This is a genomic window from Streptomyces sp. DSM 40750 (assembly GCF_024612035.1).
GTDB lineage: Bacteria > Actinomycetota > Actinomycetes > Streptomycetales > Streptomycetaceae > Streptomyces.
The window spans coordinates 1,686,976-1,712,723 of sequence record NZ_CP102513.1 but is presented as its reverse complement, the minus strand read 5'-3'; the positions used below and the strand labels follow the sequence as shown (position 1 = coordinate 1,712,723).

The 25,748-nt window shown below is 70.8% G+C and carries 22 protein-coding genes and 1 pseudogene; 3 read left to right on the top strand and 20 right to left on the bottom strand.

The annotated features are described in order from the left end of the window. Positions 1-418: 418 nt before the first annotated feature. Positions 419-1,585, bottom strand: a complete 1,167-nt coding sequence (locus JIX55_RS07765) for a N(5)-(carboxyethyl)ornithine synthase (protein WP_257562532.1) — start codon at positions 1,583-1,585, stop codon at positions 419-421. Positions 1,586-1,640: 55 nt separating this feature from the next. Continuing rightward, the gene (locus tag JIX55_RS07760; protein ID WP_257562531.1) at positions 1,641-1,913 is read right to left on the bottom strand and encodes a hypothetical protein; all 273 of its coding nucleotides are present in this window, start codon (positions 1,911-1,913) and stop codon (positions 1,641-1,643) included. 546 nt (positions 1,914-2,459) lie between these two features. Between JIX55_RS07760 and JIX55_RS07755 the strand changes: the two are divergent. Together JIX55_RS07755 and JIX55_RS07750 are read left to right on the top strand one after the other, a co-directional pair. Beyond that, a pseudogene (locus JIX55_RS07755) lies at positions 2,460-2,585 on the top strand (cold-shock protein); the annotation flags it as partial. A 133-nt stretch (positions 2,586-2,718) separates the two neighbouring features. Further along, the gene (locus JIX55_RS07750) at positions 2,719-3,810 is read left to right on the top strand and encodes a fatty acid desaturase family protein (RefSeq protein WP_257562530.1); all 1,092 of its coding nucleotides are present in this window, start codon (positions 2,719-2,721) and stop codon (positions 3,808-3,810) included. Positions 3,811-3,899: 89 nt separating this feature from the next. Here the strand turns inward: JIX55_RS07750 and JIX55_RS07745 are convergent, their stop codons facing one another. The 18 genes from JIX55_RS07745 to JIX55_RS07660 form a co-directional block, all read right to left on the bottom strand. Then, the gene (locus tag JIX55_RS07745; protein WP_257562529.1) at positions 3,900-5,462 is read right to left on the bottom strand and encodes a DUF4139 domain-containing protein; all 1,563 of its coding nucleotides are present in this window, start codon (positions 5,460-5,462) and stop codon (positions 3,900-3,902) included. An 8-nt stretch (positions 5,463-5,470) separates the two neighbouring features. Then, a complete protein-coding gene (locus JIX55_RS07740; protein WP_257562528.1) occupies positions 5,471-7,558 on the bottom strand; it encodes a DUF4139 domain-containing protein in 2,088 nt (695 codons plus the stop codon). Between the two features lie 336 nt (positions 7,559-7,894). Next, positions 7,895-8,770, bottom strand: coding sequence for a sulfite exporter TauE/SafE family protein (locus JIX55_RS07735; RefSeq protein WP_257562527.1), 876 nt, complete (start codon positions 8,768-8,770; stop codon positions 7,895-7,897). A gap of 182 nt (positions 8,771-8,952) precedes the next feature. Continuing rightward, positions 8,953-9,723 carry a class I SAM-dependent methyltransferase gene (locus JIX55_RS07730; RefSeq protein ID WP_257569254.1) on the bottom strand — a complete coding sequence of 257 codons (771 nt, stop codon included), beginning with the start codon at positions 9,721-9,723 and terminating at the stop codon, positions 8,953-8,955. Positions 9,724-9,806: 83 nt separating this feature from the next. Then, on the bottom strand, positions 9,807-11,009 hold the full coding sequence (locus JIX55_RS07725) for an aminotransferase class V-fold PLP-dependent enzyme (RefSeq protein WP_257562526.1): 1,203 nt from the start codon (positions 11,007-11,009) through the stop codon (positions 9,807-9,809). A gap of 1 nt (position 11,010) precedes the next feature. After that, positions 11,011-12,354, bottom strand: coding sequence for a pyridoxal-phosphate dependent enzyme (locus JIX55_RS07720; RefSeq protein WP_257562525.1), 1,344 nt, complete (start codon positions 12,352-12,354; stop codon positions 11,011-11,013). Next, the gene (locus JIX55_RS07715; protein ID WP_257562524.1) at positions 12,351-13,847 is read right to left on the bottom strand and encodes a Y4yA family PLP-dependent enzyme; all 1,497 of its coding nucleotides are present in this window, start codon (positions 13,845-13,847) and stop codon (positions 12,351-12,353) included. The genes JIX55_RS07720 and JIX55_RS07715 overlap by 4 nt, the downstream gene beginning before the upstream one ends. Before the next feature lie 466 nt (positions 13,848-14,313). After that, entirely contained in the window at positions 14,314-14,625 is a 312-nt protein-coding gene (locus JIX55_RS07710) for an ArsR/SmtB family transcription factor (RefSeq protein ID WP_257569253.1), read from the bottom strand. 74 nt (positions 14,626-14,699) lie between these two features. Beyond that, positions 14,700-15,002 (bottom strand): hypothetical protein, encoded by a 303-nt coding sequence (locus JIX55_RS07705; protein ID WP_257562523.1) that lies wholly within the window; start codon positions 15,000-15,002, stop codon positions 14,700-14,702. 148 nt (positions 15,003-15,150) lie between these two features. After that, a complete protein-coding gene (locus JIX55_RS07700; RefSeq protein WP_257562522.1) occupies positions 15,151-16,032 on the bottom strand; it encodes an anchored repeat-type ABC transporter permease subunit in 882 nt (293 codons plus the stop codon). Next, on the bottom strand, positions 16,029-16,790 hold the full coding sequence (locus JIX55_RS07695) for an anchored repeat-type ABC transporter ATP-binding subunit (RefSeq protein ID WP_257562521.1): 762 nt from the start codon (positions 16,788-16,790) through the stop codon (positions 16,029-16,031). Before JIX55_RS07695 ends, JIX55_RS07700 begins: the two co-directional genes overlap by 4 nt. Beyond that, positions 16,783-18,276: a TIGR03773 family transporter-associated surface protein gene (locus JIX55_RS07690; RefSeq protein WP_257562520.1), complete on the bottom strand. Its 1,494-nt coding sequence runs from the start codon at positions 18,274-18,276 to the stop codon at positions 16,783-16,785. Before JIX55_RS07690 ends, JIX55_RS07695 begins: the two co-directional genes overlap by 8 nt. 8 nt (positions 18,277-18,284) lie before the next feature. Beyond that, positions 18,285-19,820 carry an anchored repeat ABC transporter, substrate-binding protein gene (locus JIX55_RS07685; RefSeq protein ID WP_257562519.1) on the bottom strand — a complete coding sequence of 512 codons (1,536 nt, stop codon included), beginning with the start codon at positions 19,818-19,820 and terminating at the stop codon, positions 18,285-18,287. A 96-nt stretch (positions 19,821-19,916) separates the two neighbouring features. Continuing rightward, a complete protein-coding gene (locus JIX55_RS07680) occupies positions 19,917-21,581 on the bottom strand; it encodes a choice-of-anchor M domain-containing protein (protein ID WP_257569252.1) in 1,665 nt (554 codons plus the stop codon). Further along, a complete protein-coding gene (locus JIX55_RS07675; RefSeq protein WP_257562518.1) occupies positions 21,581-22,222 on the bottom strand; it encodes a choice-of-anchor M domain-containing protein in 642 nt (213 codons plus the stop codon). Before JIX55_RS07675 ends, JIX55_RS07680 begins: the two co-directional genes overlap by 1 nt. 231 nt (positions 22,223-22,453) lie before the next feature. Continuing rightward, positions 22,454-23,335 carry a metal ABC transporter permease gene (locus tag JIX55_RS07670; RefSeq protein ID WP_257562517.1) on the bottom strand — a complete coding sequence of 294 codons (882 nt, stop codon included), beginning with the start codon at positions 23,333-23,335 and terminating at the stop codon, positions 22,454-22,456. Continuing rightward, entirely contained in the window at positions 23,332-24,189 is an 858-nt protein-coding gene (locus tag JIX55_RS07665) for a metal ABC transporter ATP-binding protein (protein ID WP_257562516.1), read from the bottom strand. Before JIX55_RS07665 ends, JIX55_RS07670 begins: the two co-directional genes overlap by 4 nt. 20 nt (positions 24,190-24,209) lie before the next feature. Beyond that, the gene (locus JIX55_RS07660) at positions 24,210-25,148 is read right to left on the bottom strand and encodes a metal ABC transporter solute-binding protein, Zn/Mn family (protein ID WP_257562515.1); all 939 of its coding nucleotides are present in this window, start codon (positions 25,146-25,148) and stop codon (positions 24,210-24,212) included. Positions 25,149-25,424: 276 nt separating this feature from the next. Between JIX55_RS07660 and JIX55_RS07655 the strand changes: the two genes are divergently transcribed. Beyond that, complete coding sequence (locus JIX55_RS07655) at positions 25,425-25,745, top strand: DUF1490 family protein (RefSeq protein WP_257562514.1); 321 nt, start codon at positions 25,425-25,427, stop codon at positions 25,743-25,745. Positions 25,746-25,748 lie beyond the last annotated feature (3 nt).

Genomic DNA, 25,748 nt, shown 5'->3' with positions numbered 1-25,748 from the left:
CTGCTGATTCACTCGTGTTGCGTAAGGAGAGAACAGTCCTCGGCTCGTGCAGCGATCGGGTTCGCCGTGGTCATGAAGGACTGCCCCGCCGATTTCAAGGCGGTGTCGCTGTGGGGGTCCCAGGACGTGCTTGACGGATTGTCGTCAGGGGATCCTTGACGGTCCTTCCGGGTGCCCATGCCTTTGACGCGAGGAGGACGTGGCCGAGGAGGCGAGGCGGCTGACCGGCGGCAAGGGCGCCGAGCTGATCTACGACCCGGTCGGCGGTCCCGGCCTGCCCGCCCCGGCACCGGCCATCACGACCGTCCTCGACGGCACCGTGGGTGGCCCCGCCCCTGCCCTTCACCGGGCTCGTCACCGCCCACGGCCACCTCACCGCCCTGCGCGACGGGCTCGCCCAGAACTCGTCCAGGAGCCGTCAGGCCGCTTGTGCGGACAGACGCGGCGTCGGGGAGTGGGGGTAGGTGGCTGTCCGGTGCTGGAAGGAGAGGATCTTCGGGTTCCGGACGACGCCGTCGCGGATCTCGATGGCGTTTCTGACCGTGGCGTCGGTCTCCCATGCCTCGGGGCCGCTCATGACCTTGCGCAGGTAGGGAAGGAGAGCCTCGCTGATTTCCCACGTGGCCGAGTTCCACAGGTGGGACGGGCTGTGGTCGACCCCGTAGTAGTGGCAGCCCGGCCCCACCGTGGGCATCGGCTCGCCGAAGGTCGTCGGGCGGGCCCATTCGAAGCCCATGCCCTCGTCGCAGGAGACGTCGATGAAGAAGCTCCCCGGCCGGAACTGGGCGAGCTCCTGGTCGGTGACGAACATCATCGGCGCGTCGGTGTCCTGCCGGATGCAGTTCACGATGATGTCGAACCCGGTCAGGTACTCCGCGAGCGGCACGGGACCCGCCGCGGTGAGTGCCTGGAGGCGCGACGGATCGTCCTCCCGCTCCTCGAAGTGGCCCATCACGACCGACGGCATCGGCGAGGCCACCGCCGCCGCCGCGCGCTGGGTGAGCACCGTGACGTCGGAGACGCCCATGGCACCCAGGCCCGTGACCGCTCCGCGCGCTGTGGCGCCGAAGCTGATGACCGCCGCGCGCAGGCGGCGCCCGTAGCTGCCGGTCAGCCCGCCGAGCTGCAGGGCGTGCAGCACCGAGCAGTAGCCGGCGAGCTCGTTGTTCTTGTGGAACACATGGACGCTGAAGGCGCCCGTGGAGGTCCAGTGGTTCATGGCCTCCCAGGCGATGAGGGTCAGCCGTCGGTCGATGCCGAGCTGGGTCATCCTCTCGTCCTGCACGCAGTGCGGCCATCCCCACAGCACTTGACCCTCGCGCAGCCCGGCGAGGTCCTCGTGCATCGGCTTGGGCAACAACAACACGTCACACTCGGCGAGGAGTTGCTCGCGGGAGCGCAGGCCCGCCACGAGCGGTCGCAGCGCATCGTCGGCGACGCCGAACCGTTGACCGTACCCCTCTTCGAGGAAGATCCTCTCGCGTACGTCCGGGCCGATCCGGTCGAGGTGGCCGGGGTGCAACGGCAGCCGGAACTCGTTCTCCTTGCGGGAGGAGGCGAGTACTCCGAGACTCATCAGGCTCATGCGCTTCCTCGTCATTTCATTCTTGTCGTGCTCGTTGTGGCTCCGGGAGGCCGGGTCAGGAGCGGTCGGCCTGGTGTCTGCGCAGACGCTCGGCCATCGGGAGAGGCGTCTCGTCCAGACCGGTTACCGACCCGCTCGCCAGCCGTGCGCACGTCCCGTGGCAGGCGAGCTGCTGCTTGTCGTCGCGGTGGGAAACCACCACCGCTTCCGTATCCGGCGCGCTCCGGTAGTCAGCGCCGCAGATGAGACAGGCCAGACCGGAGATCATCTCGGCGGTCGGTTCAGGGCGGCCGCGGCGGCGGCCGGAGATCGCGTCTTGTGAATACATATGTCCTGCATCCTCTTGGTCGGTCCAGGGCGTGTACCAAGTGCCGGAATGCTGGGGAGCACCTCGGGAATCAGGAGATCTCCGCTACCGCGGGGCGCGGAACGGGACATGGACGCCGGCGCGACGGTACGCGTCAGGAGGCATGGTGCGGCTCTTTTCTGGCCGGATCCGATGTGGTCCGGCCATTGCCGTTCCCCGAGGGCGACGCCGAAACGGATGACGGCATGCGAGGTGCGCTCGATGGCGCAACCGTACTCCCCTCCGGACCCGGAGCGTGCCGGACGCCGTGGCTGAGCGCCAGCTGTCACCTGCCCCTTCCCCGTCCGGGCGGCCACCCTGCCGGGCGCAGGGAACAATCCCGGCGCTCCGGACGTTGTGGCCATTGGTTGTAGTTGAAGTTTGCGAACGTGGAAGCGCCCGCGGAGTTCTGGCGGCGGGCGTTTCGTCGTTTTCGGGGAGATTTCTTCGATGGTGGACGACCAGCAGCCCGGAATCGCGCGAGTCGTGCGTATTCCGCCCCAATCGTCACCTCGAAGGAGACATCACATGGCTCAAGGAACCGTGAGGTGGTTCGACCCGGACAAGGGTTTCGGGTTCATCGCCCCCGATGGCGGCGGCGCCGACATCTTCGTCCACCACTCGGCGATCGATACCGACCAGGCCCGCGCCCTCTGAGGACACCCCTTTTCCGAGGCAGGCCCGCACCGCGGGCCTGCCTTGCGCTGTTCTCATACGGGCTTCCGAAATCCGGGGCTCTGTCCCCGAGCCGTGGGCACCGGTCCGCGCGCACCCCGAGAGGAAAAATGTGACCACTGACATCATCGACCGGAGCGCCGATCCGGCGGACCCCGCCGAGACCACGAAACCCCCGCCCGGCGGCCGGGGCAGCGACTACGCCGCGCTGTCCCGCGAGGTGAAGCGGAGCGGGCTGCTGAAGCGGCGACCCGGCTACTACTCCGTCAAGATCGGGGCGAACCTGCTCCTGCTGGCCGCAGGCTGGACCGCCTTCGCCATGATCGGGCAGTCGTGGTGGCAGCTGCTGACCGCCGCCTTCCTCGCCGTGATGTTCACCCAGACCGGGTTCATCGGGCACGACGCCGGACACCACCAGATCGCCGCCTCCAAGCGCGTCAACAACATGCTCGGCCGCGTGCACGCCGACCTGCTGATCGGCCTCAGCTACGGCTGGTGGATCTCCAAGCACACCCGGCACCACTCCCACCCCAACCACGTCGACCGCGACCCCGACATCGCCGACGGCGCGATCGCCTTCACCGAGGACCACGCCCGCGTCCGCCGCGGACCGTACGCCTGGCTGGCCCGCCACCAGGCCTGGCTGTTCTTCCCCATGCTGCTTCTGGAAGGACTCGCCCTGCACATCGCCGGCGTACGGGCACTGCTCGACCGCACCGGTACGCATGCCGGGCGGGCAACCAAGCTGGCCGAGGCAGCCCTGTTGACGGCGCATCTCGGCGGCTATCTCACCGCCGTGTTCTGGGTGCTGTCGCCCCTCCAGGCCGTGTGCTTCCTTCTCGTGCACCAAGGGCTGTTCGGGCTCTACATGGGGTGCTCGTTCGCCCCCAACCACAAGGGCATGCCCATCTTCGGCAAGGACGACAAGATCGATTTCCTGCGTCGGCAGGTACTGACCTCACGGAACATCCGAGGCCGCCGGTTCACCGACTTCGCGCTCGGCGGGCTGAACTACCAGATCGAACACCACCTGTTCCCCTCCATGCCGCGGCCCAGCCTGCGTCATGCCCAGGAACTCGTGCGCACGTTCTGTGCTCGGCACGACATCGCCTACCACGAGACCGGACTCTTCGACTCCTACGCCCAAGTGCTGCGGCACCTCCACGCGGTCGGTGGCCCCCTGCGCCCCGAACTGGAGTACTGATCACCTGCCGGCCCACCGCAGGGCACGGCCTCATGCGCCGTGACCTCCCTGCATGCCCGCACCAGCAGGCGTGCGGCGGCCCGCAGCGCTCAGAGCCCGGTGACTTTGGCGCTCGCCGACAGCTCGTAGACCAGGGTGACTGTGCGGCGGCTGCCGGGCGGCAGCGTGACGTCCCAGCGGGCGATGCCCTCGGCGTCGACCACGTCGGGCGCCGGGGAGCACGCGTCCTTGTGCAGGCGTATCTCCACCGCCGAGACCTCGGAGACCGGGATCCGCTCCCGAAGGACGACCACCCGCTCGCCGTGCTCCCCGGGGGCGGAGAACCGGGACAGGTGCAGCCGGACCGTGCGGGTGACCACGGTCCGCTGGGTGATTCCGGCGGAGTCGCGGGACTCCTCGGCATGCCGGGCCACGCTGTGGTCGTCGCAGCTGCCGAAAGCCAGCTCGACGGGCGCGCCGAGGGCGGTGAAGTCCAGGGTGCCGCGGCCGCTGAATCCGCTGCCGCGGACCAGGTCCACGGGCCCGGCGAGCAGCGCGTGGCCGGACAGGTTGTCGAACCGCACCACCTGGGTGACCAGCGGCGACACCTCGGGTGAGCAGGCGTACTCGCTGGTCGCGGCCGTGGTGAAGACGGAGAGCGGCACCCGGTGGGCGCGGCCGTCTCCGGGCACGGAGACCGGCGCGGGGGATCTCAGCACCCGCGCCTCGCCGCCGTCGTCCACTCCGGGCAGGCCGAGTACCGGGGCTGGGCCGAGGTCCCCGATCTCCTCCTCGCGCAGTTCGACGTCGACCGTGCGGCGCTCCGCTGCGGAGCGGTCCTTGAGCGTCAGCCGGTCCTCGCCCAGCCGGGGCGGATCGGTGGCCAGCGCCGAGCGGGCCGTCGACAAGGTCAGCCGTACGTCCGACCAGTCCTCACCGGTGGCCTGCCAGACCATGGTGTCGGTCTCCAGTGTCAGGGAGTCCCCGTCGAGCACGGCCCGGTAGGCGGGCCGCCACAGCGCACACGGGGTGAGGTGGCTCAGGCGGAGTCCGACCGGTCCGGCGACCGCGGCCTCCACGGTCAACTCGACATGGCCGACCAGTTCGGCGGGCTCCTCCTCGGAGAGGTGCATGGCCCGCCGGGCTTCCTCGAGTTCGGCGGCGAGGGCGGCCAGCCGGGCCTCCACGGCGCGGAGTTGCTCGCCGTGCGCGTCGCGCTCGTCGTCCACCCGGTCCAGTTCGCGGGCCCAGCGGGGCCGTTCGGACTCCCCGGACCCGGCGCCTTCGCCGATCTCCCGCAGCAGATCGGCGGCGAGGCGGCCGAGCAGGTCAAGGCGGGCATGCAGCCGGTCGCGTCGCTGCCCCAGGGCCAGCCGCTCCTCTTCGAGGGCGTGTACGCGGTGGCGCAGGGCGGAGTCGTCGCCGGTGGGCGGCAGCGGCCCGCGCGGCGTCCAGCTGCGGACGATCCGCACGTCGAGCACGGTCGCGGGGTGATCGGCGGTCAGCTCGGCATGGAGGGTCCGGTCGACAGCCAGCGCGCTGACCGGCCCGAGACGCAGCCGCTGGACCCCGGCCTCCAGGTCGAGCACGACGGCGCGCTCGATGTGGGCGCGATCCTCGAGGCAGGTGACGGCGGTGACGGGGAGGGCGATCGGCTTCGGGGCCGTGGACATGGCGTGTGTCAGCTCCTGCGGTTGCCGCCGACCAGGGCCTTGCCGGTCGGGATGCGGATCTCGTAGCCGCCGTCGAGGGTGGCAGTGGTGCCTGCGGGCAGGTCCAGTCGCCAGACGCGGGTGCCTGTGGCATGGCGGTCGGGCCCGGTGCCTTCCTCGGGTGCCGTCCAGTCGGCCCGTTCCTCGATCCGGACGTCCGGATCGGAGGTGACCGGTACCCGCTCGCGGACTTCGACGGTGACGGGCCTCGCGAGCCGGTTGGCGAGTTCCACGTGGACGCGGTGGTCGAGGACGGTGGTGTTGTTGCGCAGACCCGAGGTCGACTCGCGCAGGTTCGTACGGCGGGTGACCCGGATGCCCTCGGCCGGCCCGAGCCCGACCCGGCGGACACCGCCGGGGGCGAGCGTGGGCAGTGCGGCGGTCAGCAGGAAGTCGTCGTCGACGGTGACCTCCACCGGCCCGGCCAGCAGGGCCTGGTCGGTGGCGTTGGAGAGCACCAGTGTCGCGTACACGGTCTGCTCCACGGACGGCACGCAGAGGTACTCGCTACGCAGGCCGACCGGGATCTCGCCGACGGTGACGGTGTGCCAGGCGCCGTCCGACGGAATGTCGGCGCGGGCGGTGGCATCGAAGCGGTGGTCGAAGGAGCCCGCCGACTCGCGGGGCCGCACGGCCTGTCCGGGCAGCGGCAGCGCGGCCACCGCTTCGGCGCGGCGGCGGTACTCGGCCGCCACCGGGTCGAAGGGAGAGTCGGGAAACAGCCGGCCTCTGCGACCGCCCTGCTCGTCGGGGCCGCACAGGACAAGAGCGGCGTAGTCGAGCTCGGCGTCGCTCGGCTGCGGCGGACCGGCTACCGGTGCCGGAGGGGGCGGCGGCGGGGTTCCGCCAGGAGCCGCGGGCGCCATCGAGGCGGGCGCCGCGAAGGACCTGCCGCCGGCACCCGGCCTGCCGCTCGGACGCGCCCTGACCGGCTGCGCGGGGGCGGGCATCGCTCCGCCGAAGACCTCCGGGGAAGCGACGCCCGCGCTGCCGGGCACCGGGAGCGCGGCGGGCGGCCCGCCGTAGCCCTGCGGTGCCGGCGGCGGGGGAGGCGGCGGTGGCGGAACGGGGCCCGCGGCACCCACGGCCGCGGAGGCCATGACAGCCGCGGGTGCGGCGGTCGTGGCTGGGCGAGGGCCTGCCGCGTCGTAGCCGGAGAACAGGTCGGCGAGCCCTGGCGGGGGCTCGCGCCAGCCAGAAGGCGTGGGGGTGGGCTGACGGCGTCCGATGCGGATCGAGCGGAGCCTCGGCAGGTCGGTGCGGCGCCGAAGATCGGCGGTGGCCAGGGCGATGCGCACGCCGGTCCAGTCCTCGCCGGTGCGCTGGGCGACCGAGGCGCGTAGCACCAGTCGGCCGCTGCCGTCGCCCTGACGGTGAGTGAGCCGGTAGGTCGGCACCCAGACGGCGCCCGGCACCCTGTATTCCAGCTCCAGCTCCACCTCCGCGTCACCGGTGCTGCCGTCAAGGGTCAGGACCGCGCAGACCATGGTTTCCACGTGTGTGGACGGTGCGTCGGTGGAGGCGCGGGCGAGCCTGTCGGCGGCGACACTGAGTTCGTGCTCGACGTTGCGCAGCGCCTCCTCCAGCTCGACGAGGCCGGTGTGCAGTCCCGTCAGCCGCTCGTCGACGAAGTCGGCGAGCTCCAACCACGCGTCGACCGGGGTGCGGCGGTGCGGGTCGTCGCGCTTGCGGGCGGGTGGGACCGGGTGGAGCGCTCCGACCTCCTCGATCAGGCTCAGCTGTCGGTCCCGGCGTCCCTGCGCCGCCGCGTACTGGTCGCTCAGCCGCTCGACCTCGCGCCGCAACTCGTCGGGCGTGCCCGCGTCGAGCGGCTCGGCCTCGACTTCCACCCGGGCCTCGGTGAGGCGCATCCCGGGGGCGCCCAGGACCCGGGCCCGCAGCGAGCCCGGGTCCAGCGAGCGAGGCAGTCCCGTCACCCGCACCCGGCCGTCAGGCGGCACGCTGCCCCGTGCCAGGCGGCGGCAGACCGCGCCCTGCGCGTACACCACGACCGAATCGAGGGTCGACCCCCACCTGTGTGTTGACTCAGCCGTCATGTGCTCCGCCCCCGCCGTGTCCATGCTGAGCGAAGCCTACGCCCGGGCGGTCTGTGCGTTCGCGTCGAATCAGGAGTATGGCGTCCTCCAGGTCCACAGCCCTGTTGGCCGAGCAGCCGTTTTCACGTCCCCCCACAGGGGCGGGCGGCATGCGCTGCGGTGTTGAGGGTGGCTTCGGTTGCCCGCACGCGTGCGGGTGACCCGTCTGCGAATGCCCGACGCTCCTTCCGAGGCAGCCCTTTTTCCGGTGGTCAGGCCGGGCAGGGTGCCGACGACGTTGACGCCCAACTGCGGCTCGGCGATGTCGAGGCAGAGGGGCCGTGGCCGATGAGCCGGTCAGGGAGTCGGGGTGGCGTGTCGGGCCACCTTGACCGCTGAGATCAGCAGGATGACCGCGAGAGCGGGGATGAGCACCAGGTCGGGGACCACGCCGAGCAGGAGTCCGCCGAGGAGGGCCCCGGCGATCGAGCCCGTGGCCATGATCACGGTGAACCGTGTGTTCGCCGCCAGGACGGCGAAGCCGCTGTCGCGGCTGTAGCGGGCGAACGCGACGAGCATCGTGGGCAGGGACACCAGCAAGGACAGGCTTCCCGCGAGTTTGATGTCGACGGCGTACAGCAGAACGATCGTGGGGATCAGGAGTTCACCGCCCGCGACGCCCATGATCGCGGCGACCACGCCGATACCGAACCCGGCGGCTGCTCCGGCCACCACGCGCACCGGGGGTGGCAGGGCGAGCGAGCCCGGGGCGATGGTGTGGGTGAGGACGAGCGCGGCGGCCATGCCGACCATCAGGATCGCGAGGACCTTGTGGAGGGTGGCGGACCGCATCCGCACGGCCCACGAGGCTCCGGCCCATGCGCCGAGCAGGCTTCCGGCGAGCAGATTGACCGCGATCGCCCCGTGTGTGCCCAGTTCGCCGACGGACACGGCGGCCAGCCTGGCGGGGAGGGCGGTGATCACCACGACCAGGCTCATCGCCTTGTTCAAGATGACGGCTGACAGCGCCGCGAACCCGAACATCCCGATCAGCAGGGGCAGCCGGAACTCCGCACCGCCCAAGCCGATCATCCCGCCCAGTACGCCCACCAGGCCCCCGGTCACGAACACCAGCGGCGCCGACCGCACCTTCGCAGCCGACGCCGGGCCCCTGTCCGACATCACACCGACCACGCCCTTCCCCGCCGCGACCCGCACGCGGACGGACGTCATGCTTCCGCATCACCTCGCGCCCGACTCACACGGGTCCGTGCGTCCGGGTGCGTCGAGCTACGGCGAGCTGGGCTGTCATCGCCCTTGTACTGCCGGCACTCCGGGGCCGACCGCCCTGGACCTGCCGCACGCCTGACTGCTGGTCGCGGACCACCCGGTGGCCACGGCCTGCTCGATGGCGGTCAGTCCTTGAGGGCCACGAGGACGTGGCTGTCGCCGAACTGCCAGACCGACGTGATGTGGCCGAAGCCCGACTGCCGCAGCAGTTCGGTGTGGTGGGCGAGTGTCAGGTCGTTGTCGTTGCCGTCGTCGTTGCCGGGCGCCGTCTGCCGCTTCGCTCGTCGGCTGAACAGGTCGGTCAGTTCGGGGTCCCGGGCGGCCGCGCTCCACCAGGACTCCCAGTCCTCGTGGTCGCGGGTGCGGGACCGTTCGGCCCGGCGCCGGCCCACGTGGGCGGTGAGTTCCGAGCACCGCCGGTCGTCCAGGGGGAAGTGGTCGCCGTTGACGAGGACGCCCCCCGGTCGCAGCAGGCTCCACAGACGGCGGTACGTCCGCAGCAGGGTCTGTTCGGACAGGTAGTGGAGGGCCGTGGTCGAGACGACCGCGTCCACGGGGCGGTCGAGGCCGAGGGCGTCGGTCCAGCCGCTGTCCCCGATGACGGCGTCCACGTAGCGGGCGGCGTCCGCGTGATGGGTGCGGGCGAGTTCCAGGAGCACCGGGTCCATGTCCACCGCGACGATCTCCGCGGCCGGCAGTCTCGCGGCCAGCCGGGCAGCCAGCGAACCCGGGCCGCAGCCGAGGTCGAGGAGCAAGGGGCGAGCCCGGTGGGCCGCGACGTGTTCGACGACATCGGCGATGACCGTGAACCGCTCTTCGCGGGCGACGGCGTAGTGCTGCTGCTGGCGTTCCCAGCGCTCGACCCACAGCTTGGCCGTCTCCATGCTCACGCCCATGAGTTCGCGTCGCCTCTTCCGTCTCTCGACCACCGGGGTAAGCCTCAGAACCTACCGGCTATTGGAAACGGTTTCCATTCGCTCTACTCCAGGGTTGCGAGTACGGTCAGCAGGCGGTCGATCTCCTCCACCGTGTTGTACACGTGGACGCTGACCCGCACCGAGCCGTCCCGCTTGTCGGTGCCGGCCTGGCACAGGTTGTCGGCCCGGACCATGAAGCCGTGGTCGTACAGGATGAAGCCCAGGTCGTCCGACGGGATGTCGCGGTGCCGGAAGGTGACGATGCCGTGGCGTCGCTGCACGGTGGAGCCGACGGCCAGACTGGCCTGGCAGCCCAGGATCTCATAGGGGAGAAGGCGGCGAAGTCCCTCGGTGAGCCGGGCGGTGAGGGCCGTGGTCCAGCGCGCGATCCGGTCCGTACCCGCGGCGTCCAGCCAGTCGAGCGCGGCCTCCAGTGACGTGATGCCCACCGTGTTGGGGGTTCCGTTCCAGCCCCCGGGCCGGAACTCCGGGCCGCGTTCGGATGCGTTGCGGGCCCAGACGGCGCCGGAGCCGGGCAGGGCCAGCGCCTTGTGCCCGGAGAAGACCACGAAGTCCACGTCCAACCGGTCCACGGACACGGGGAGATGGCCGATGCTCTGGGCGGCGTCGAGACAGATCGGCACGTGCGGGCCGACGGCGTCGCGGATGCGCTGCACGTTCATGTCGCCGCCGTAGACGTGGTGGATGTGGGTGACGGCGACGAAGCGGGTGCGTGGGCCGATGACGCCGGCCAGCGCCCGGTGGTCGTAGTCGCCGGACGGCTCCTGGTACGGCAGCTCTCGCAGGTGCACGGTGACGCCCTGCCGCGCCAGCAGTCGCTGGGCCTCCAGCCAGGGGTCCAGGTTCGCCCGGTGGTCGGCGAAGGGAACGAGGATCTCGTCGCCGTCCGCGAGATGGCCGGGGAGCCAGTCGCGGGCGACGGTCCGCAGTCCTTCGGTGGTGCCGCTGGTGAAATGGACGCGCGAGCGTCCCGGTTCGGGGTCGCCGAGGAACTCCTTGACGCGTTGCCGGGTCCGTTCCACCAGTGCCGTCGTGTGGTTGGCCCACGGGTAGCTGCCGCGCCCGGCGTTGGCGTTCGTCGTCGTCAGATACGTCTGTACGGCGTCGAGGACGGCCCGCGGTTTCTGCGAGGTGGCCGCGCTGTCCAGGTAGGCCATCTCCGGGTGCGCGGTGATGATGGGGAAGTGGACCCGCAACTCGCGCTGCCAGTCGGTCAGTTCCGTCAGTTCGGAGTCGGCCGTCATATCAGTCCCGCACCAGCGGGGCACCGGCGTCGCGCCAGGCGACGATGCCACCGGACAGACTGCGTACGTCGGGGTGGCCCATGCGGGTCAGCAGCGCGGCGTAGCGGGCCGACTTCTCACCGATCGGGCAGGCCAGCAGCACCGGCTGCCGTTTGCTGAACGGCAGCCCGCCGTGCAGGAGTTCGTCGAAGATCTCGTCGGCGATGTTGACCGATCCGTCGATGTGCAGTGCGGCGTACGCGTGCGGGCCGCGCAGGTCGACGACGAGCGGTCGTGTCTGTCCGTCCTCGATCCACCGCCGCGCCTCAGCCGTGTCGATGACCGTGGCCTCCGCCCGCACCTCGGCTTCGGAGAGAGCAGCCGCGGAGTTCTTCCGGGGCGGCCGGCCCAGCAGCTCGGGGCGGCGCTGCCGTACGTAACTGAGATAGCTCTCGGCGCGGTCGCAGACGATGAAGACCGCCGTACGCCGCTCCGTCACCCCTGCTTCGGCCAATTCTGTGTCCACCGTACGGAGATGGCGTACCGCACCGTGATAGGCGGCGCCCCCGGTGGGTCCGGCCAGCAGCCCGCAGCGGCGGATCAGGGTCAGCATCCCGTCGATGGCCTCGTCGGCGGTCACCGACTCGATCGTGTCGTACGTCGCCGGGTCGAACAGGCCCACCTGGTGCACCTCGTCGATGGTGCGGATGCCGGGGATGAAGTCCGACTTGTGGGCGACGAGCCCGACCACCCCCACCTCCGGGTCCTGTTCGCGCAGGGCCCGGGCCACGCCGGTGGAGGAGCCGGCCGTGCCCACGCAGGCGATGAACCAGTCCGGGGCCCGCCCGTCGAGGTCCTTGACGATCTCCGGTCCGGTGCCGGCCGCATGGGCTTCGGTGTTGCGCGGGTTGAAGTACTGGTCGGTGTGCAGGTACGCGTTGTCCCGCCCGGCGAGCGCCTGGTGGAAGCGGGTCAGCGGGTCGTCGGTGTCGGTCGGGTCGAGGCATTCGCTCTGCCCCGGCAGCTCCTCGATCTCCGCGCCCAGCAGCAGGAGCAGGTCCTTGATCTCCGGCACCCGCATCCGGTTGGTGACGCTCTTGAACTTGAGGCCGTGCATCCCCGCGAGCAGGGCCAGGGCCTTGGCCGTGTTGCCGCTCGACAGCTCCACGACCGTCGCACCGCGCTCCGCCGCCGAGGCGAGACCGGGGCCGGCCATGTTCCAGGCGGCCCGGTCCTTGACCGATCCGAAGGGGTTGAGCATCTCCAGCTTGGCGTACAGGTCGATGTGGCGCAGGCCGTGCACGGCCGGGTCGATCCGCACCAGCGGCGTGTTGCCGATGGCCTCCGTGATGCTGTCGTACCTCATGAAACCTGTCCCCCCACTCGCGTGATCGGCCAGTACTCCTCGTCCAGGCACCAACGCCAGGAGCCCTCCCGCCCGGTGACGGCGACCGTGCGGGCGACCGGCTGCCGCTGTGCGTGATGGGCGTGGAAATCCATCGCGTAACCGGCTGTGTTCGCGAAGGCCAGCAGATCGCCGGCGCGCGGAAGCCGGGGGAGGAAGACCTTGCGGCGAGTGATCAGGTCGGCCTCCAGACACAGATTGCCGGTCAGATAGACGCCCACCGGCCCCTCGTCGGCGTCGTCCTGCGGCCCGGGCCGGGGAAGGAGGACCGGATCGACGAGCACTCCGTGCTCCTCCAGGCTCACGTCGCCGGCGTTCATGCCGAGGCGCACCAGAAGGTCATCCGAGTCCTGGCCGGTGCGACGCACGTCGAGCACCCGGGCCAGCGACACTCCGCACTGGTCGACAAGAGCCCTGCCCGGCTCGCAGACGAGGTCGTAGAGATGCTCCAGAAGCAGGGTGGCGAGCGGGCGGCCCGAGGAGGGCCCGGGGCGGGACAGCAACTCGTCGAGGTATCCGGGCCCCGCGGTGGGACGGTGGGCCGGATAGAGCGCCGGCGCCCCGCGCAGTGTGCCGCCCTCGTTCCGTAACCCATAGCCATGGCCGCGCCAGGTCAGAGCGGGACGCGCCCCGAGCACGGCCTCGGTGAGCTCGGTCGTGTAGCGCTCCCACTGACCGGCGTCGGCGACATAACCGACGCCGAAACCGCCGCCGATGTCGATGACCCGCGGGTCCATGCCCCGGGCGCGGCATTCGTCCATGACCGCGACACAGCTCTCCAGCGCGACGGCCTTCTCCACGACCCCGGTCGTGTCCAGGTGGTAGGCGACACCCGTCAACCGGACGGCGCCATGGTGCCGTTCGACCGCGTCGAGCAGGGCGTCCACCTCCCGCACGGGCGAGCCGAACCGGCTCCGCCGGAAGAGCACCTTCGTACCGGACGTGGCGGAGGCGGAGGCTTCGAACTCCGACAGCCGCAGCAGGATGTCGGCCCGGGGCAGGTCGTACGTCCGTATCAGCCCAGCCAGTTGGTCGAGTTCGGCGTGCGAGTCGATGTTCACGCACGTGCCGGTGCGGGCGGCCAGCCACAGGAACTCGGGGTCCTTGGGGCCGGTGGCCATGATCCGGTCGGGGGTGAAGCCGCACTCCAGGGCGTGCCGCAGCTCGCGCAGCGACGCGACGTCGATGCCCACCGTGCCCGGGTCCGTCGCGGTCAGCCGCCGCACCGGGCTGGATGCCTGATTCGCCTTGTGCGCGAAGTACACCCTGCCGGCCAGATGGTGCTTGTGGTAAATGCCGCGGAACCCGGCGGCGTTCTCGACGATCCGGTCGGGCAGCAGCACGTTCAGCGGTGAGCCGAGGGAGTCGACGAGGGAGTGGAGGAAGGGTGCGTCCTCCAGCAACGAGCCGAGCGGTGGCTCCAGCCGTGGCTGCAGATACAAGGGCGCACGCACGGCAGGCCCCCTTTCCGTGCACGGGCGGCCCCAGCCCCCGGCGGTCGAGCGACACCGCTGTGGAGCGTCGGCAGCCACTCAGACAACCGTTCGGGGATCATCATTTCCCGTTGTATATGCCTTTAAGCCCTGGGGGGAGGCCGGGGTTCAGCCACAACGCGTGCAGCCGTGCACGGTGGACCGCCGGCCCGCCGGAGCCGTGGCTCGGCCCGCTCGTCACCGCGGCCGACGCCGAAGCGGTCGGTGCCCGGCTGCGGGCCGGGAGGCCCGACGACGGCACGCTGCCCGCCCGCCTCCGGGCGGCGCCCGCCCCGCGACACGTCGCCCACCTCGACTGAGCCCGACAGCGCGCACAAGGCTTGTTGGGTTCGGGTGTCGGGAAAGCGCCCGGTGCCGATCGGGGAGCGGAGAATGGTCCATTAAACGAAAGGGGTGCCCGGCGCCGCTCGCTCGGGAGGGTGCCGGGCTACTCCTGTGCGTGCCGGATGGCGTCCAGCACGATGTGGGCGACGTGGTCGTCGGTGAGGCAGTACTGGACCTCGCGGGCCTGGCGACGGGTCGTCACGATCCGGGAGTTGCGCAGCACGCGCAGGTGCTGGGAGACCAGTGGCTGGCTCACCCCGAGGGCGGTGACCAGTTCATGGACGTACTTTCCGCCCTGGGACAGTTCGCGCACGATGCCGAGGCGCACGGGGGACGCCAGTGCCTTCAGCAGGTCGCTGGCGGCTTCCAGGGCGCGTAGCGGCTCGCCCGTCGAGGCTGTCGAGGAAGGGGGCATCGTTGTCACATGCACACATTAGCATATGACAATGATTCTCGCTTGACGCTCGCTTTGTCGAACGCCGACCCGGTTCAGTGGTCGTCCCAGTGGCCGTCGTGGGCCGCGTGGCGGTGACCGTCGTGCAGGTAGTCGACGTGGTCCTCGTGCGGGACGGCGACGTGGCCGCAGTCCGCACCGTGCTGGTGAGCGTGACTCTCGTGGGCCGCGTGGCCGGCGCTCGCGCACTCGTCGACGTGGTCCTCGTGGACCCGGTGGATGTGGCCGTCGTGCGCGTAGTCGGTGTGGTCGCCGTGCGGGAAGGCGACGTGGCCGCAGCCCGCGCCGTGCGTGTGCGCGTGGCTGTCGTGGGTGCGGTGTTCGGTGGCGGTGGTCATGTCGTGCTCCTGCTTGTGCTCTCCGGTCGCCCACGGCTTGTGCTCCTCGGGCGCTGCATGGCGACATTAACATATGGCAATCCATGCATGTGTTGGTCCGGGGGCGCGCCACGGTCGCCGATCTCCCGGCGACCGCGACGAGCAGCCGTCACCGCCCGGCGGATGCGAGGGCGGTCGGGTCGGGGCGCCGGACGAGCTTCGCGAGGAGCCCGTGGCGGGGTGCCAGGCACCAGGTGAGGGCGAACAGGCCGGTGAGGACCACGACCACGGAGCCGCCCGCGGCCAGGTCGTACGTGTAGGAGACGTACAGGCCCGCGACGCTTCCGGCGCAGCCGATGAGCGCGGCCAGCAGGGTCATCGCCCACAGTCGCTCGGTGAGCATGCGCGCGGTGGCGGCGGGGGTGATGAGCAGGGCGAGAACGAGGATGTTGCCGACCGCCTCCAGGGACATCACGATCGTCGTGGTGACGACGACGTAGAGGGCCAGGTCGAGGCGGAACACCGGCAGGCCCGCGGCGCGTGCCGCCTCCCGGTCCAGGCTGACGGCCACGAGTTCCTTGCCGATCGCCAGCACGACGAGGATCAGTACGGCTCCGATGGCGGCCACGGTCCACACGTCCGACGCGCTCACCGCCAGCACCTGCCCGAACAGGAACGACGACAGGTCCGTCGTCCAGCTGTCGCGGGTGGACACCAGTACGATGCCGAGCCCGAAGGCGAAGGCGAAGAAGACGCCGATGACGGTGTCCTCCTTCAGTCTCCGGTTCTGGGAGACGAAGGCGATCAGGACGGCCGTGGTGATGCCGGCCGCGGCGCCGCCGAGGAGCAGGTTGCCCCCGAAGGCGTAGGCGAGCGCCACGCCCGGGAACGCCGAGTGGGCGACGGCGTCGCCGATGAACGCCATGCCGCGCAGCACGACGTACACGCCGACGACACCACACACCAGGCCGATGACGGCGGCGACGGCGAACGCCCGCTGCATGAAGGGCAGTTGCCAAGGGTCGATGAAGAAGGCGATCAGGTCGCTCATGACGCGGTCACCGTGCCGATCGCGCGGTCGAGGCCGAAGGCCCGCAGCATCTGGTCGGGGTCGGCGAGCAGTTCGGGGCCGCCTTCGGCGACGACCGTGCGGTTGATCAGCGCCACCCGGTGGCAGGTGCGGGCGGCTGCCGCCAGGTCGTGGGTGGTCATCAGCAGGGCCCTGCCTTCCTCGGCCAGTCGGCCGAACAGCTCGTTCAACAGGTCCTGGGTGGGGACGTCGACGCCGGTGAAGGGCTCGTCGAGGAGCAGGATGCGCGGGCCGGCGGCCAGGGCGCGGGCCACCAGGACCCGCTGGCGCTGACCGCCGGAGAGCTCGCCGACGGGCCGCCGGCGCAGTTCGGTCAGCCCGGTCAGCTCCAGCGCCTCGTCGACCGCCGCCCGGTCGGCCGCGCCCGGGCGGCGCAGCCAGCCGATCTGCCGGGTGCGGCCGGTGAGGACCGCGCCCGCGATGTCGATGGGGAAGTCCCAGGCGAACTCGTGCCGTTGGGGGACGTACCCGATGCGCTGCCCCACCCGGCGGCCGGTCCGTCCCTCCACGGACACCTCTCCTCCGGCCAGCGGAACGAGGCCGAGCACGGCGCGCAGGAGGGTCGTCTTGCCGGCGCCGTTCGGGCCGATGAGACCGACCAGTTCGCCCGCGTCCACGGACAGGTCGGCCGCTTCCAGGGCGGTCCGCCCGCCGAGGACGACGGTGGCGCCCGCGACCCGCAGCAGCGGGCCCGCGCCCTCGGTCGGGCCGTCAGCCACGGGCCGTCCTCCTGCGCCGGGCGGCCAGGAAGGACACGGCGCCCACCGCGGTGAGCGCGGCCGCGGCCGAGCCCAGGAGCACGGCCTGGCCGGCGCCGGTGGAGGCCATCGATCCGCCGGAACCGTCCGTCGAGGAGCCGCCCGTGGAGCCGCCTGTCGAGCCGGGATCGGACGACGAGCCCTCCGTGTCCGAGGACCCGGACGTCCCGGAGTCACCGGACCCTCCCTTGCCCGAGCCGTCACCCGGCGTCACCGTGCCGGGGTCGGTGTCGCCGACCACGAAGGTCACCGTCTCCGTGTCGGAGACCTTCGCGCCGTTCGCCAGCGTGCCGCTCATCCTGAAGGTCAGCCGGTACGTCCCGTCCTTGGTGAACGCCCAGCCGCCGTGCGCATGCGTGTTGGCCGGCACGTCGAAGGAGTCGGGCACCCCGTCCTTGCTGTTGAACAGGACGTTCGCGCCCGACATCGCGTCGTAGGTGTAGAGCGCGTGGGCGCCCGGGCCCTCGACCTTGGTGAGCGAGAACGTGACACCCCCCTTGATCGCTCCCGCCTCCATGTTGTCCGTCGACCAGCCGGGCCACAGCAGCCCCTCCTGCTGCACCTGGTCGAGCAGCCACACCGGGTCGCCGCCCTTGCCGAGGAACGCGAACTCGTCGCCCGCCGGGAGGGTGTTCCTGGCCGCGGGCTTGACGTGCAGGACCACGGAGGAGGGCTCGCGCCAGGTGGTCTTCCCCGAGACCGTGCCGTCCTTGATGTGGATCCGCAGCCCGCCGTCGACGACGCGGGCGGCGAAGTCGACGTGGCCCTCGCCGAGGACCTTCCTGTCGGACACGACGTCGGCGGCGGCCGGGGCGGTGGCGGGCTCGGCCTCGACCGCCCGTGTCAGGCTCTTCGGACCTCGCGGCGTCGGAGCGGCTGTCTCCTCGACGGAGGGCTCCTCGGCGACAGGCGTTTCAGCGGCCGGGGCTTCCCCGTCCGCCGTGCCCCCGACCACCACCGTGTACACGGTCCCGACGGACAGCTCCCGTCCGTCCGCGGCCGTGGCCTCGGCGGTGAAGATGACCCGGTACGTGCCGTCCTCGCTGAACTCCCAGCGTGTGTCGCCCCTCTGGCCCACCGGCAGCCGGTGCTCGTCGGGCAGTTCGTCCGCGCTGTCGAAGAGCGGGGCGCCCTGGTCGCCCGAGTACACCTTCAGCTCACCCGGCCCGTCGAGCCCGGTCAGCGACCAGCGCACGGCATCCCCTTCCACGGCGCCCTCGGGCACACCGGTGGTGTCCCACCCGGGCGCAGACGCGTCCGCCACGCCCGCGCCGCCGACCTCGATCACATGGGCGCCGTCCGCCGGATCCAGCGTCAACCCCCCGTCCCCGTAGGTGATCCGGCCGAGTCCGGCCCCCGCCGCCGTACCGTCGTCCGCGACGGCTGCCCCGCCCCCGGCCAGGGTGGCGAGGACCACCGCCACGGCGATCCGCTGAGCTCTCCGCATGCGCCTCATCAGGCGTCCTCCCCCAGGCACTTGGCGAGCTCCGTCGCGTTGTGCCGCATCATCGATACGTAGTCGTCGACCCTGTCGTCGAACGAGTCGCCGTAGATCGTGCAGATCCCGACGCCCTCGTCCTCGGCGACCCGGCGCAGCACGTCGGCGCGTGCCGCCAGGTTCGGCTCCAGGAACACCGAGGGGACCTTCTTCTCCCGGATGGTGTCGCCGAGTTCCTCCACCTCGGCCGCGCTCGGCTCCTGGTTGGGCACGGGCACGACGAAGCCCGCGATCTCCATGCCGTACGCCTTCGCGAGATAGCCGAAGGCGTCGTGCGTGGTGATCAGCTTCCGGTTCTCCTCGGGCACGGTCGCGAGCTTCCTCGCGACCTCCTCGTCGAGGGCTCCGAGCGTCTTCAGATAGGCGGCGGCGTTCTTCTCGTACGTCGCCTTCCCGTCCGGGTCGGCTTTGGCCAGTTCGGCCTCGATCCGCCGGACGTACGCCTCGGCGTTGGCGACGTCGGCCCAGGCGTGCGGGTCCAGGTCGCCGTGCACATGCTTGCCGATCACGGCCTGCGGCAGCACCCACAGCTCGTCGCCCGCCTCGCCGAGGAAGGCGTACGGCCCCTCCTCGGGCACGGCCTCCTTGGCCCGGTCGGGCACATTGAGCACCACGTCGCCGGCCGGGAGGCGCGCCGGTTCGCCGCTCTTGTCGTCGTCGGCGCGGACGTACACCTTTCCGGTCTCGGCGTTGAGCGCGACGTCGGCGTGCCCGCCGTCGAGCACGCGCGCACCCTCGGGTGCCTCGGCGGAGTCGCCGACGGTGAAGGTGAAGACGCCGCTGCCGATCCCCTCGCTCTTCCCGTCGAGGGTCTCGGTGCGCCCCTCGACCGTCAGCCGGTACGTACCGGGCCGGCTGAAGGCCCAGTTGACGTGTGTGTGCGCCTCGGGCGGCAGAGTGAAGGAGTCGGTGTCGTCGAGGCCGTCGGCGGAGTCGATGTACACCTTGGGCCTGCCGAGCGTGTCGGTGAGGTACACGCGCAGCTCGCCCGGCCCCTCCACCTTCGTGGCGGTCGTACGGACCTGGGAGCCGTCTCCCGCGACCTCGCCCTCGACGGCCCAGCCGAGCCACAGCACGTCGAGTCCCAGGTCCTCCTCCAGCTTCATGACCGTGCCGCCGTGCTGCTCCAGCTTCTCGGCGATCTCGATCTTCGGCGCGGACTTCCTGGCGTTGTTGTGGACCATCTTCATGATCCCGGGCTCTTCGAGCAACAGCCCGTTGCTGAACACGACATCGGCTTCGGCGACCCTGGCCGCGTCGCCGGGGGACGGCTCATAGGAGTGCGGGTCGCCGTGGTGCGGGACGATCGAGGTGACGTCGACGCGGTCGCCGCCGACCTGCTCGACGAGGTCGGCGATGATCGCGGTGGTCGTCGACACGGTCAACTCCGCGTCGGACGACCCGGTGTGACGACCGCTGCACCCGGCGAGCAGAACGGCGCCCGCCGCGATCAGCACGGCGAGGGTGGTGGTGTGTCTGGGGTGGCCCCGCATGGGGCTCCTCCTTCTCTCGAACACGACAGGACACGACGATGCCGCGTACGACGGACCGGGTGGCTGCCAGGCGCCGGTCCGTCGTACGCGGAGCTTTCACCGGGCGGTATCGCGACGGCGTACGAAGAACACGGCGCCGCCGCCCACGAGCACGGCGACCAGGGCGATGCCCGCGATGGCGGTGACCTGCGCACCGGTGGAGGCGAGGCCGCCGGTCGTCGAGGTGCCGCTGCCGCCGGTCGACGAGCCTCCGCCCGTTCCGCCGGTTCCGCCTGCTCCGGAGCTCGACTCCGTGGCCGGGGCCGAGGCGCTCGGAGAGCCCGCCCCGGAGTCCGAGGGGGCCGCGGTGGGCGTCGGGGAGTCCGACGCCGACGGGGTGGCCGTCGGCGTCGCCGTCGGCTCGTCCCCCTCGCCCGGCTTCACGGTCGACGGGTCCACGTCGTCCCCGACCACCCAGGCGATGGTCTCCGTGTCGCTGACCTTCGTGCCGTCGGCGAGGGTGGCGCTGACCGTCAAGGTGGTGCGGTAGACGCCCTCGGCGGCGAAGGCCCACACATGGTGGCTGTGACTGCCCACGGAGTGCGTGAAGTGGTCCGGCAGCCCGTCACCACTGTTGAGCTCGACGACCGCGGTTCCCATCGAGTCGGAGTAGAACATCGCCACCGCGCCCGGCCCCCGCACCGAGTCGAGCCGGAACGTGAACCGGCCGTCGATGTCGCTTTTGGCATACTCCTGCGTGCTCCAGCCGGGCCACAGGAGTCCGGCGATCTGGCTTTCCGGAAGCTGCCACACCGGATCGCCGACCGCACCCAGGAACTCGTATCCCTCGATGATCTTGCGTCTGGCCGCAGCCTTCACATGCAGGACGACCTCGTCGGGTTCGTACCACTCGTACGACTGTGAGGTGCCCTCCTTGACCTGGAACTCCATCGCCCCGTCCACCGGGCGCGGGGCGAGGTCCAGGTGCCCCTCGCCGATGACATGGGCGGCGGGTGCGCTCGGGGTGGGAGAGGTGCTGGGCGTGGAGCTGTCCGAGGAAGTGGCCGTGGGGGTCGTACCGTCGCCCGGCAGCACGTTGTTCGGGTCGACGTCGTCGCCGACGACCACGACCAGCGTCTCGGTGTCGGTGGAACCGCCGCCGGTCACGGTGAACGTCAGCCGGTAGACGCCTTCCTGGGTGAACTGCCAGGTGGGAAGGAGCCGTTCCTCGTCGGAGGGCAGCGTGAAGGCGCGCTGAACGGACTCGACACTGCCGAGGTAGGGGATCGCCGGGGCGTCCACGCTGTCCATTTCCTGGGTGTACGCGGCCATACCGAAGTCCCCGGGGCCGTCGTATCCGGACAGCGTGACCTCGGTGTCGCCTCCCGCCGCGGAGCCGTTCCAGCCCGGCTCCGGCGCGAAGATGTTCCCCGCCTCCCAGCCGTTGAGCTGCCAGGTGTCCATGTTCGTCGTGCCGAGCACGGTGGCCAACGGGTCCAGCGTGGGCTGCAGGGACGACTGCACCGCGTGCAGCACCACGTCGGAGGGTTCGTGCACCACCGTGGTGGCACTGCTGCGGTCGTCGATCCGCAGTTCCAGCTTGCCGTCGACCATTCGGGGCGTGAAGTCGAGTTCGCCCTCGTCGAGCACGACGGCATCGCCGGCGGCGCGGGCTGCCCCGCTGCCGCCGGCGACCAGCCCTGCCGCGCCCAGGAGCACCGAGGTCGCCGCGACGAGAGCCGCGGTCGTGAAGGCGCGTCTGTCGCGCGTCAGGGCCCGCATCACGAGCTGACGACGACGGTGTAGGCCGCGGTGGTCGACTCGGTTACGCCGCTGACCGTGCCCTGGACCCTGAACGTGAGCTGGTAGGTGCCGGCCTCCTCGAAGGCCCAGTTGGCGTGGTTGTGGGTGCCGACTCCGAAGGTCCGGGACTTGAAGGAGGTGGTGGCGGTGTTGCTGTCGTACCAGCGGGCGCTGCCCGAGTAGACGCTGAAGTCCTCGGTGGCGGCGCCGTTACGGGTCGCGCTGACGAGGGTGTAGGTGACCGTGTTGTTGGCGAAGACGCCCGTGGTCAGGTGCTCGGTGGAGATGCCCGGGAACAGCACGCCCCGGGAGTCCGCGACCGTTTCGTCGTCGGGGAGCAGCCACACCTGGCTGCCCGTGCCCAGCCAGCCGAAGCCGGGGTTGGTGACCTTGGCGGCGGCCGGCACCTCCAGCGTCACGTCCACCGGGTCGTACTCGGTGCCGGTCTCCTCGTCATGGACGTGCAGATGCAGGTCGGCGCCGTCCCACTCGGCGTCGAGGACGTCGACGTGGCCACTGTTCAGCGCGGTGGCGGCGAAGGCCGAGGTGTTGAGGCCGGCCGTGGCGAGCGCGGCGGCGGCGATGCCGGTGACGGTCAGCAGGCGTCTGTGGGTACGCAAGAGAAACCCCCATAGGTCATGTTCATGCCCGTTCGGGCACGATGAATACGATAATCGTTTTCATGAAGCCTTGGCAATGCGCTGGCCGTGATGCCTGGAGCAGGGGGCCGCTCGCCGGGCATCACGGATGTGGGCGAGGACCGAGAGCGCGCGACGGGAAAGCGTCATGAGGGCCCCGGCCGGTGCCGGGGCCCTCATGACTGCGAGCTGGACGAACCGATCGCCGCGTGGTCAGCCGGGCTCGGGAACGGCCCTCCCGGCGCCCCACTGCCGGGTCCGGTAGGCGCCCACCAAGCGGCAGAGAAGGTAGATCGTGAACGAGATGGTGGTGACGTAGGGGCTGATGGGGATGCTGCTGCCCAGGGCGAGCAGGATCCCGCCCTCGATGGAGGCCACCGCGAAGACCACGCTCAGTACGGGAAGCAGTACCGGTGACGCGGTGACCCGGGCCGCCGCCGCGGCGGGGGTGACGACGAGGGTGAGAACCAGCAGCGCCCCCACGATCTGCACGGACAGCGCGACCGCGAGGCCCAGGACGATCATGAAGGCGAAGGACAGCGCGTGTACCGGCACTCCACGCGCCTCGGCCACCTCCGGGTCGGCGCTGGCGAACGACAGCGGCCGCCACATGACCGCCAGCGCCACGAGCACCAGGACGGACGTACCGAGGAGCCAGGACATCTGCGGGGTGTCGACGGCGACGATCTGACCCGTGAGGATGCCGAACTTGTTCGCCGCCCGGCCCTCGTACAGGGCGAGGAAGAGCACGCCGAGTCCGAGGCCGAACGGCATGATGGTGCCGATCACCGAGTTGCGGTCCCGGGCGCGGGAGCCGAGCAGTCCGATCGTGCCGGCCGCGATCAGCGAGCCGACGATCGAGCCGGCCACGATGTTCACGCCCAGCAGCAGCGCGGCCGAAGCCCCGGCGAACGACAGCTCGCTGATCCCGTGCACCGCGAACGGCAGGTCCCGCATGATCACGAAGACCCCGACCAGGCCGCCGACCAGGCCGAGTGCCACGCCGGCGATGAGGGAGTTGCGGACCAGGGCGAGCAGCTCTCCGTAGTTGTCGAAGTCGAAGATCTGCTGCCAGATCCCGTCGGCGATGGTCATGGCCGTACCCCGTGCGGCAGTTCGGGGTGATGCGGCGGCTCCGCCACCTCGTCGGGCACGCCCACGACCGTGATCCGGTCCCGGACACGGACGACGTCGACCTGGGTGCCGTACAGCTGTGACAGCGCCTGGGAGGTCAGCACCTCGTCCGGCGAGCCGACCCGGTAGCCGCCCCGGGCGAGGTACAGCACCCGGTCCACCAGCCCCAGTACGGGGTTGATCTCATGGGTCACGAAGACCACCGCCGTGCCGTGGGAGCGGCGCCGGGCGTCCACCAGCTCGGTCACGGCCCGTTGATGGTGCAGGTCGAGTGAGAGCAACGGCTCGTCGCACAGAAGGATCCGCGGATCGGTCGCCAGCGCCTGCCCGATACGCACGCGCTGCCGCTCGCCGCCGGAGAGCAGGCCGACGGGGACGTCCGCGTACGCGGCGGCCCCGACCGATTCGAGTACCTCGTCCACCCGGCGGCGGACGGCGCCCGTGCGCAGCCGGGGCAGGAAGCCGTGTCCGTCGATACCGAAGCGGACCAGGTCCCGGGCCCGCAGCGTGGCGTGCGCGGACAGCGTCGCCTGCTGCGGGACGTAGCCGATGTGCCGGCTGCCCTTGCGGGGCGGGTCGCCGAGGACCGTCAGGGTGCCGGCGGACAGCTGCCGTTGGCCCAGCAGGGCGCGTACGAAGCTCGTCTTGCCCGACCCGTTGGGTCCGAGCACGGCCAGGAACTCCCCTGGCCGCACGTCGAGATCGAGACCCTGCCACAGCACACGGTCCCCGTAGGCCAGGGCCGCGTCTCGCAGGCTGATCACCGCGCTGTCCGCGTCACGGTCCCCGGTCCCGGCCTCGCGGGCTCGGGGCACGGAGGCCGCGGTGGGCCGCCTCACTTGCCCAGCGCGCTCGCGAGCGCGTCGACGTTGGCGGTCATCCAGCCGAGGTAGTCCTTGCCCTCGGGCAGGGTCTCGGTGACCGGGACGACGGGAACCCCGGCGGTCCTGGCCGCCTGCTCGACCTTCTCGGTCTGCGGGCCGGAGGTCTGCTCGTTGTAGACCAGCGCCTCGACCTTCTTGTCGGTGAACAGAGCCAGCGTGGCCTGGAGGTCCCTGGGGGAGACGTCGTCGCCCTCTTCGACGGCCTCGCTGAATGCCTCGGGCGTCGCGTCCTTGAGGCCGCCGGCCTCGATCATGTACAGCGGCACGGGCTCGGTGATGGCCACTTCCTCGCCGCCGTGGTCGGTCTTGATCTGGGCTTCCTTCGCCTCCAGCGGCTTCAGTTCCGCTTTGAAGGCCTCCGCGTTCTTGGTGAAGCTGGCGGCCTCGTCCGGGTCCGCCTTGCCCAGGGCGGTGGCGATGCTGTCGGCGAGCTTGCCGACCGTGGGGAAGTCGTACCAGACGTGCTCGTTGAGCTCTCCGCCCGCCGGGGCGGTCTTCCCGGAGACCTTGACCGCGTTGACCACCTCGGCGGACGAGTCGCTGCTCTTCAGCATCCGGTCGATGAAGTCGTCGTAGCCGCCGCCGTTCTCGATGACGACCTTCGCCTTGGACAGCGCCAACTGGTTCTGGGTGTTGGCCTCGTAGGAATGCGGATCCTGGTCGGGGTCGCTGATGATCGAGGTGACCTTCACCTTCCCGCCGCCTATCTGCTCGGCGATGTCCCCGTAGACGTTCGTCGAGGCCACCACCGGGATGGCGGAGGCGGCGACGGGGCTCTGCGAGTCGCTGGTGTCGCTTCCGGAATCGGACGAGCCACCGCAACCGGCGAGGAGGAGCAAGGAGGCGCCGGTGATGAGCGGTGCCAGACGCCGGGGCGAGGTAGAACGCATGGAATCCTCCGCAACAATCCGTAACAGGGTGAGTTGTCCGCCGAGTTCGGCTTGTCCCGGCTTCGACGTCACGCTAGATGGAAACGGATGTCAAGACCATCTTTCGGGCATTCTCATATGACAATCATTGCCGAGAAATGACCGTCCGTCTCTTCGGCCCGATGGGTCACGGCTGGTGTGCGCACGCCATCCCGGATGGGAGGAGAATGTACATAACGCGCTTTTTCGCGCCTTACCGTGCTGTAGACGGTCGAAGCCGCTCTGCGGAAGGAGACCATGATGCACCCCGTCGCTGTCGCAGGTGCGGTCGTCGGCCGCGTCACTCACTACGCCCTGTCGGGCACCGCCGGTGTACTGGTTCTGCGGGGAGCGGCCAAGGCCGCGCCCAAGGCGAAACCCATGGCCCGCAGACTGCTGATCAACGGCATCGCCGGGGGCATCACTACGGGGCGTCGACTCGGGGATGCTGCCGAGGAGGCCCGTCTGAAGGCGGGAGACCTGATGGCGGAGGCCAGGGAACAACTGGGCGAGGAGGCGCCGCCGCCGTCGGCCGTCGGTGTCGAGGGGCATGCCCACGATCATGATCACGAGCACTGAGGG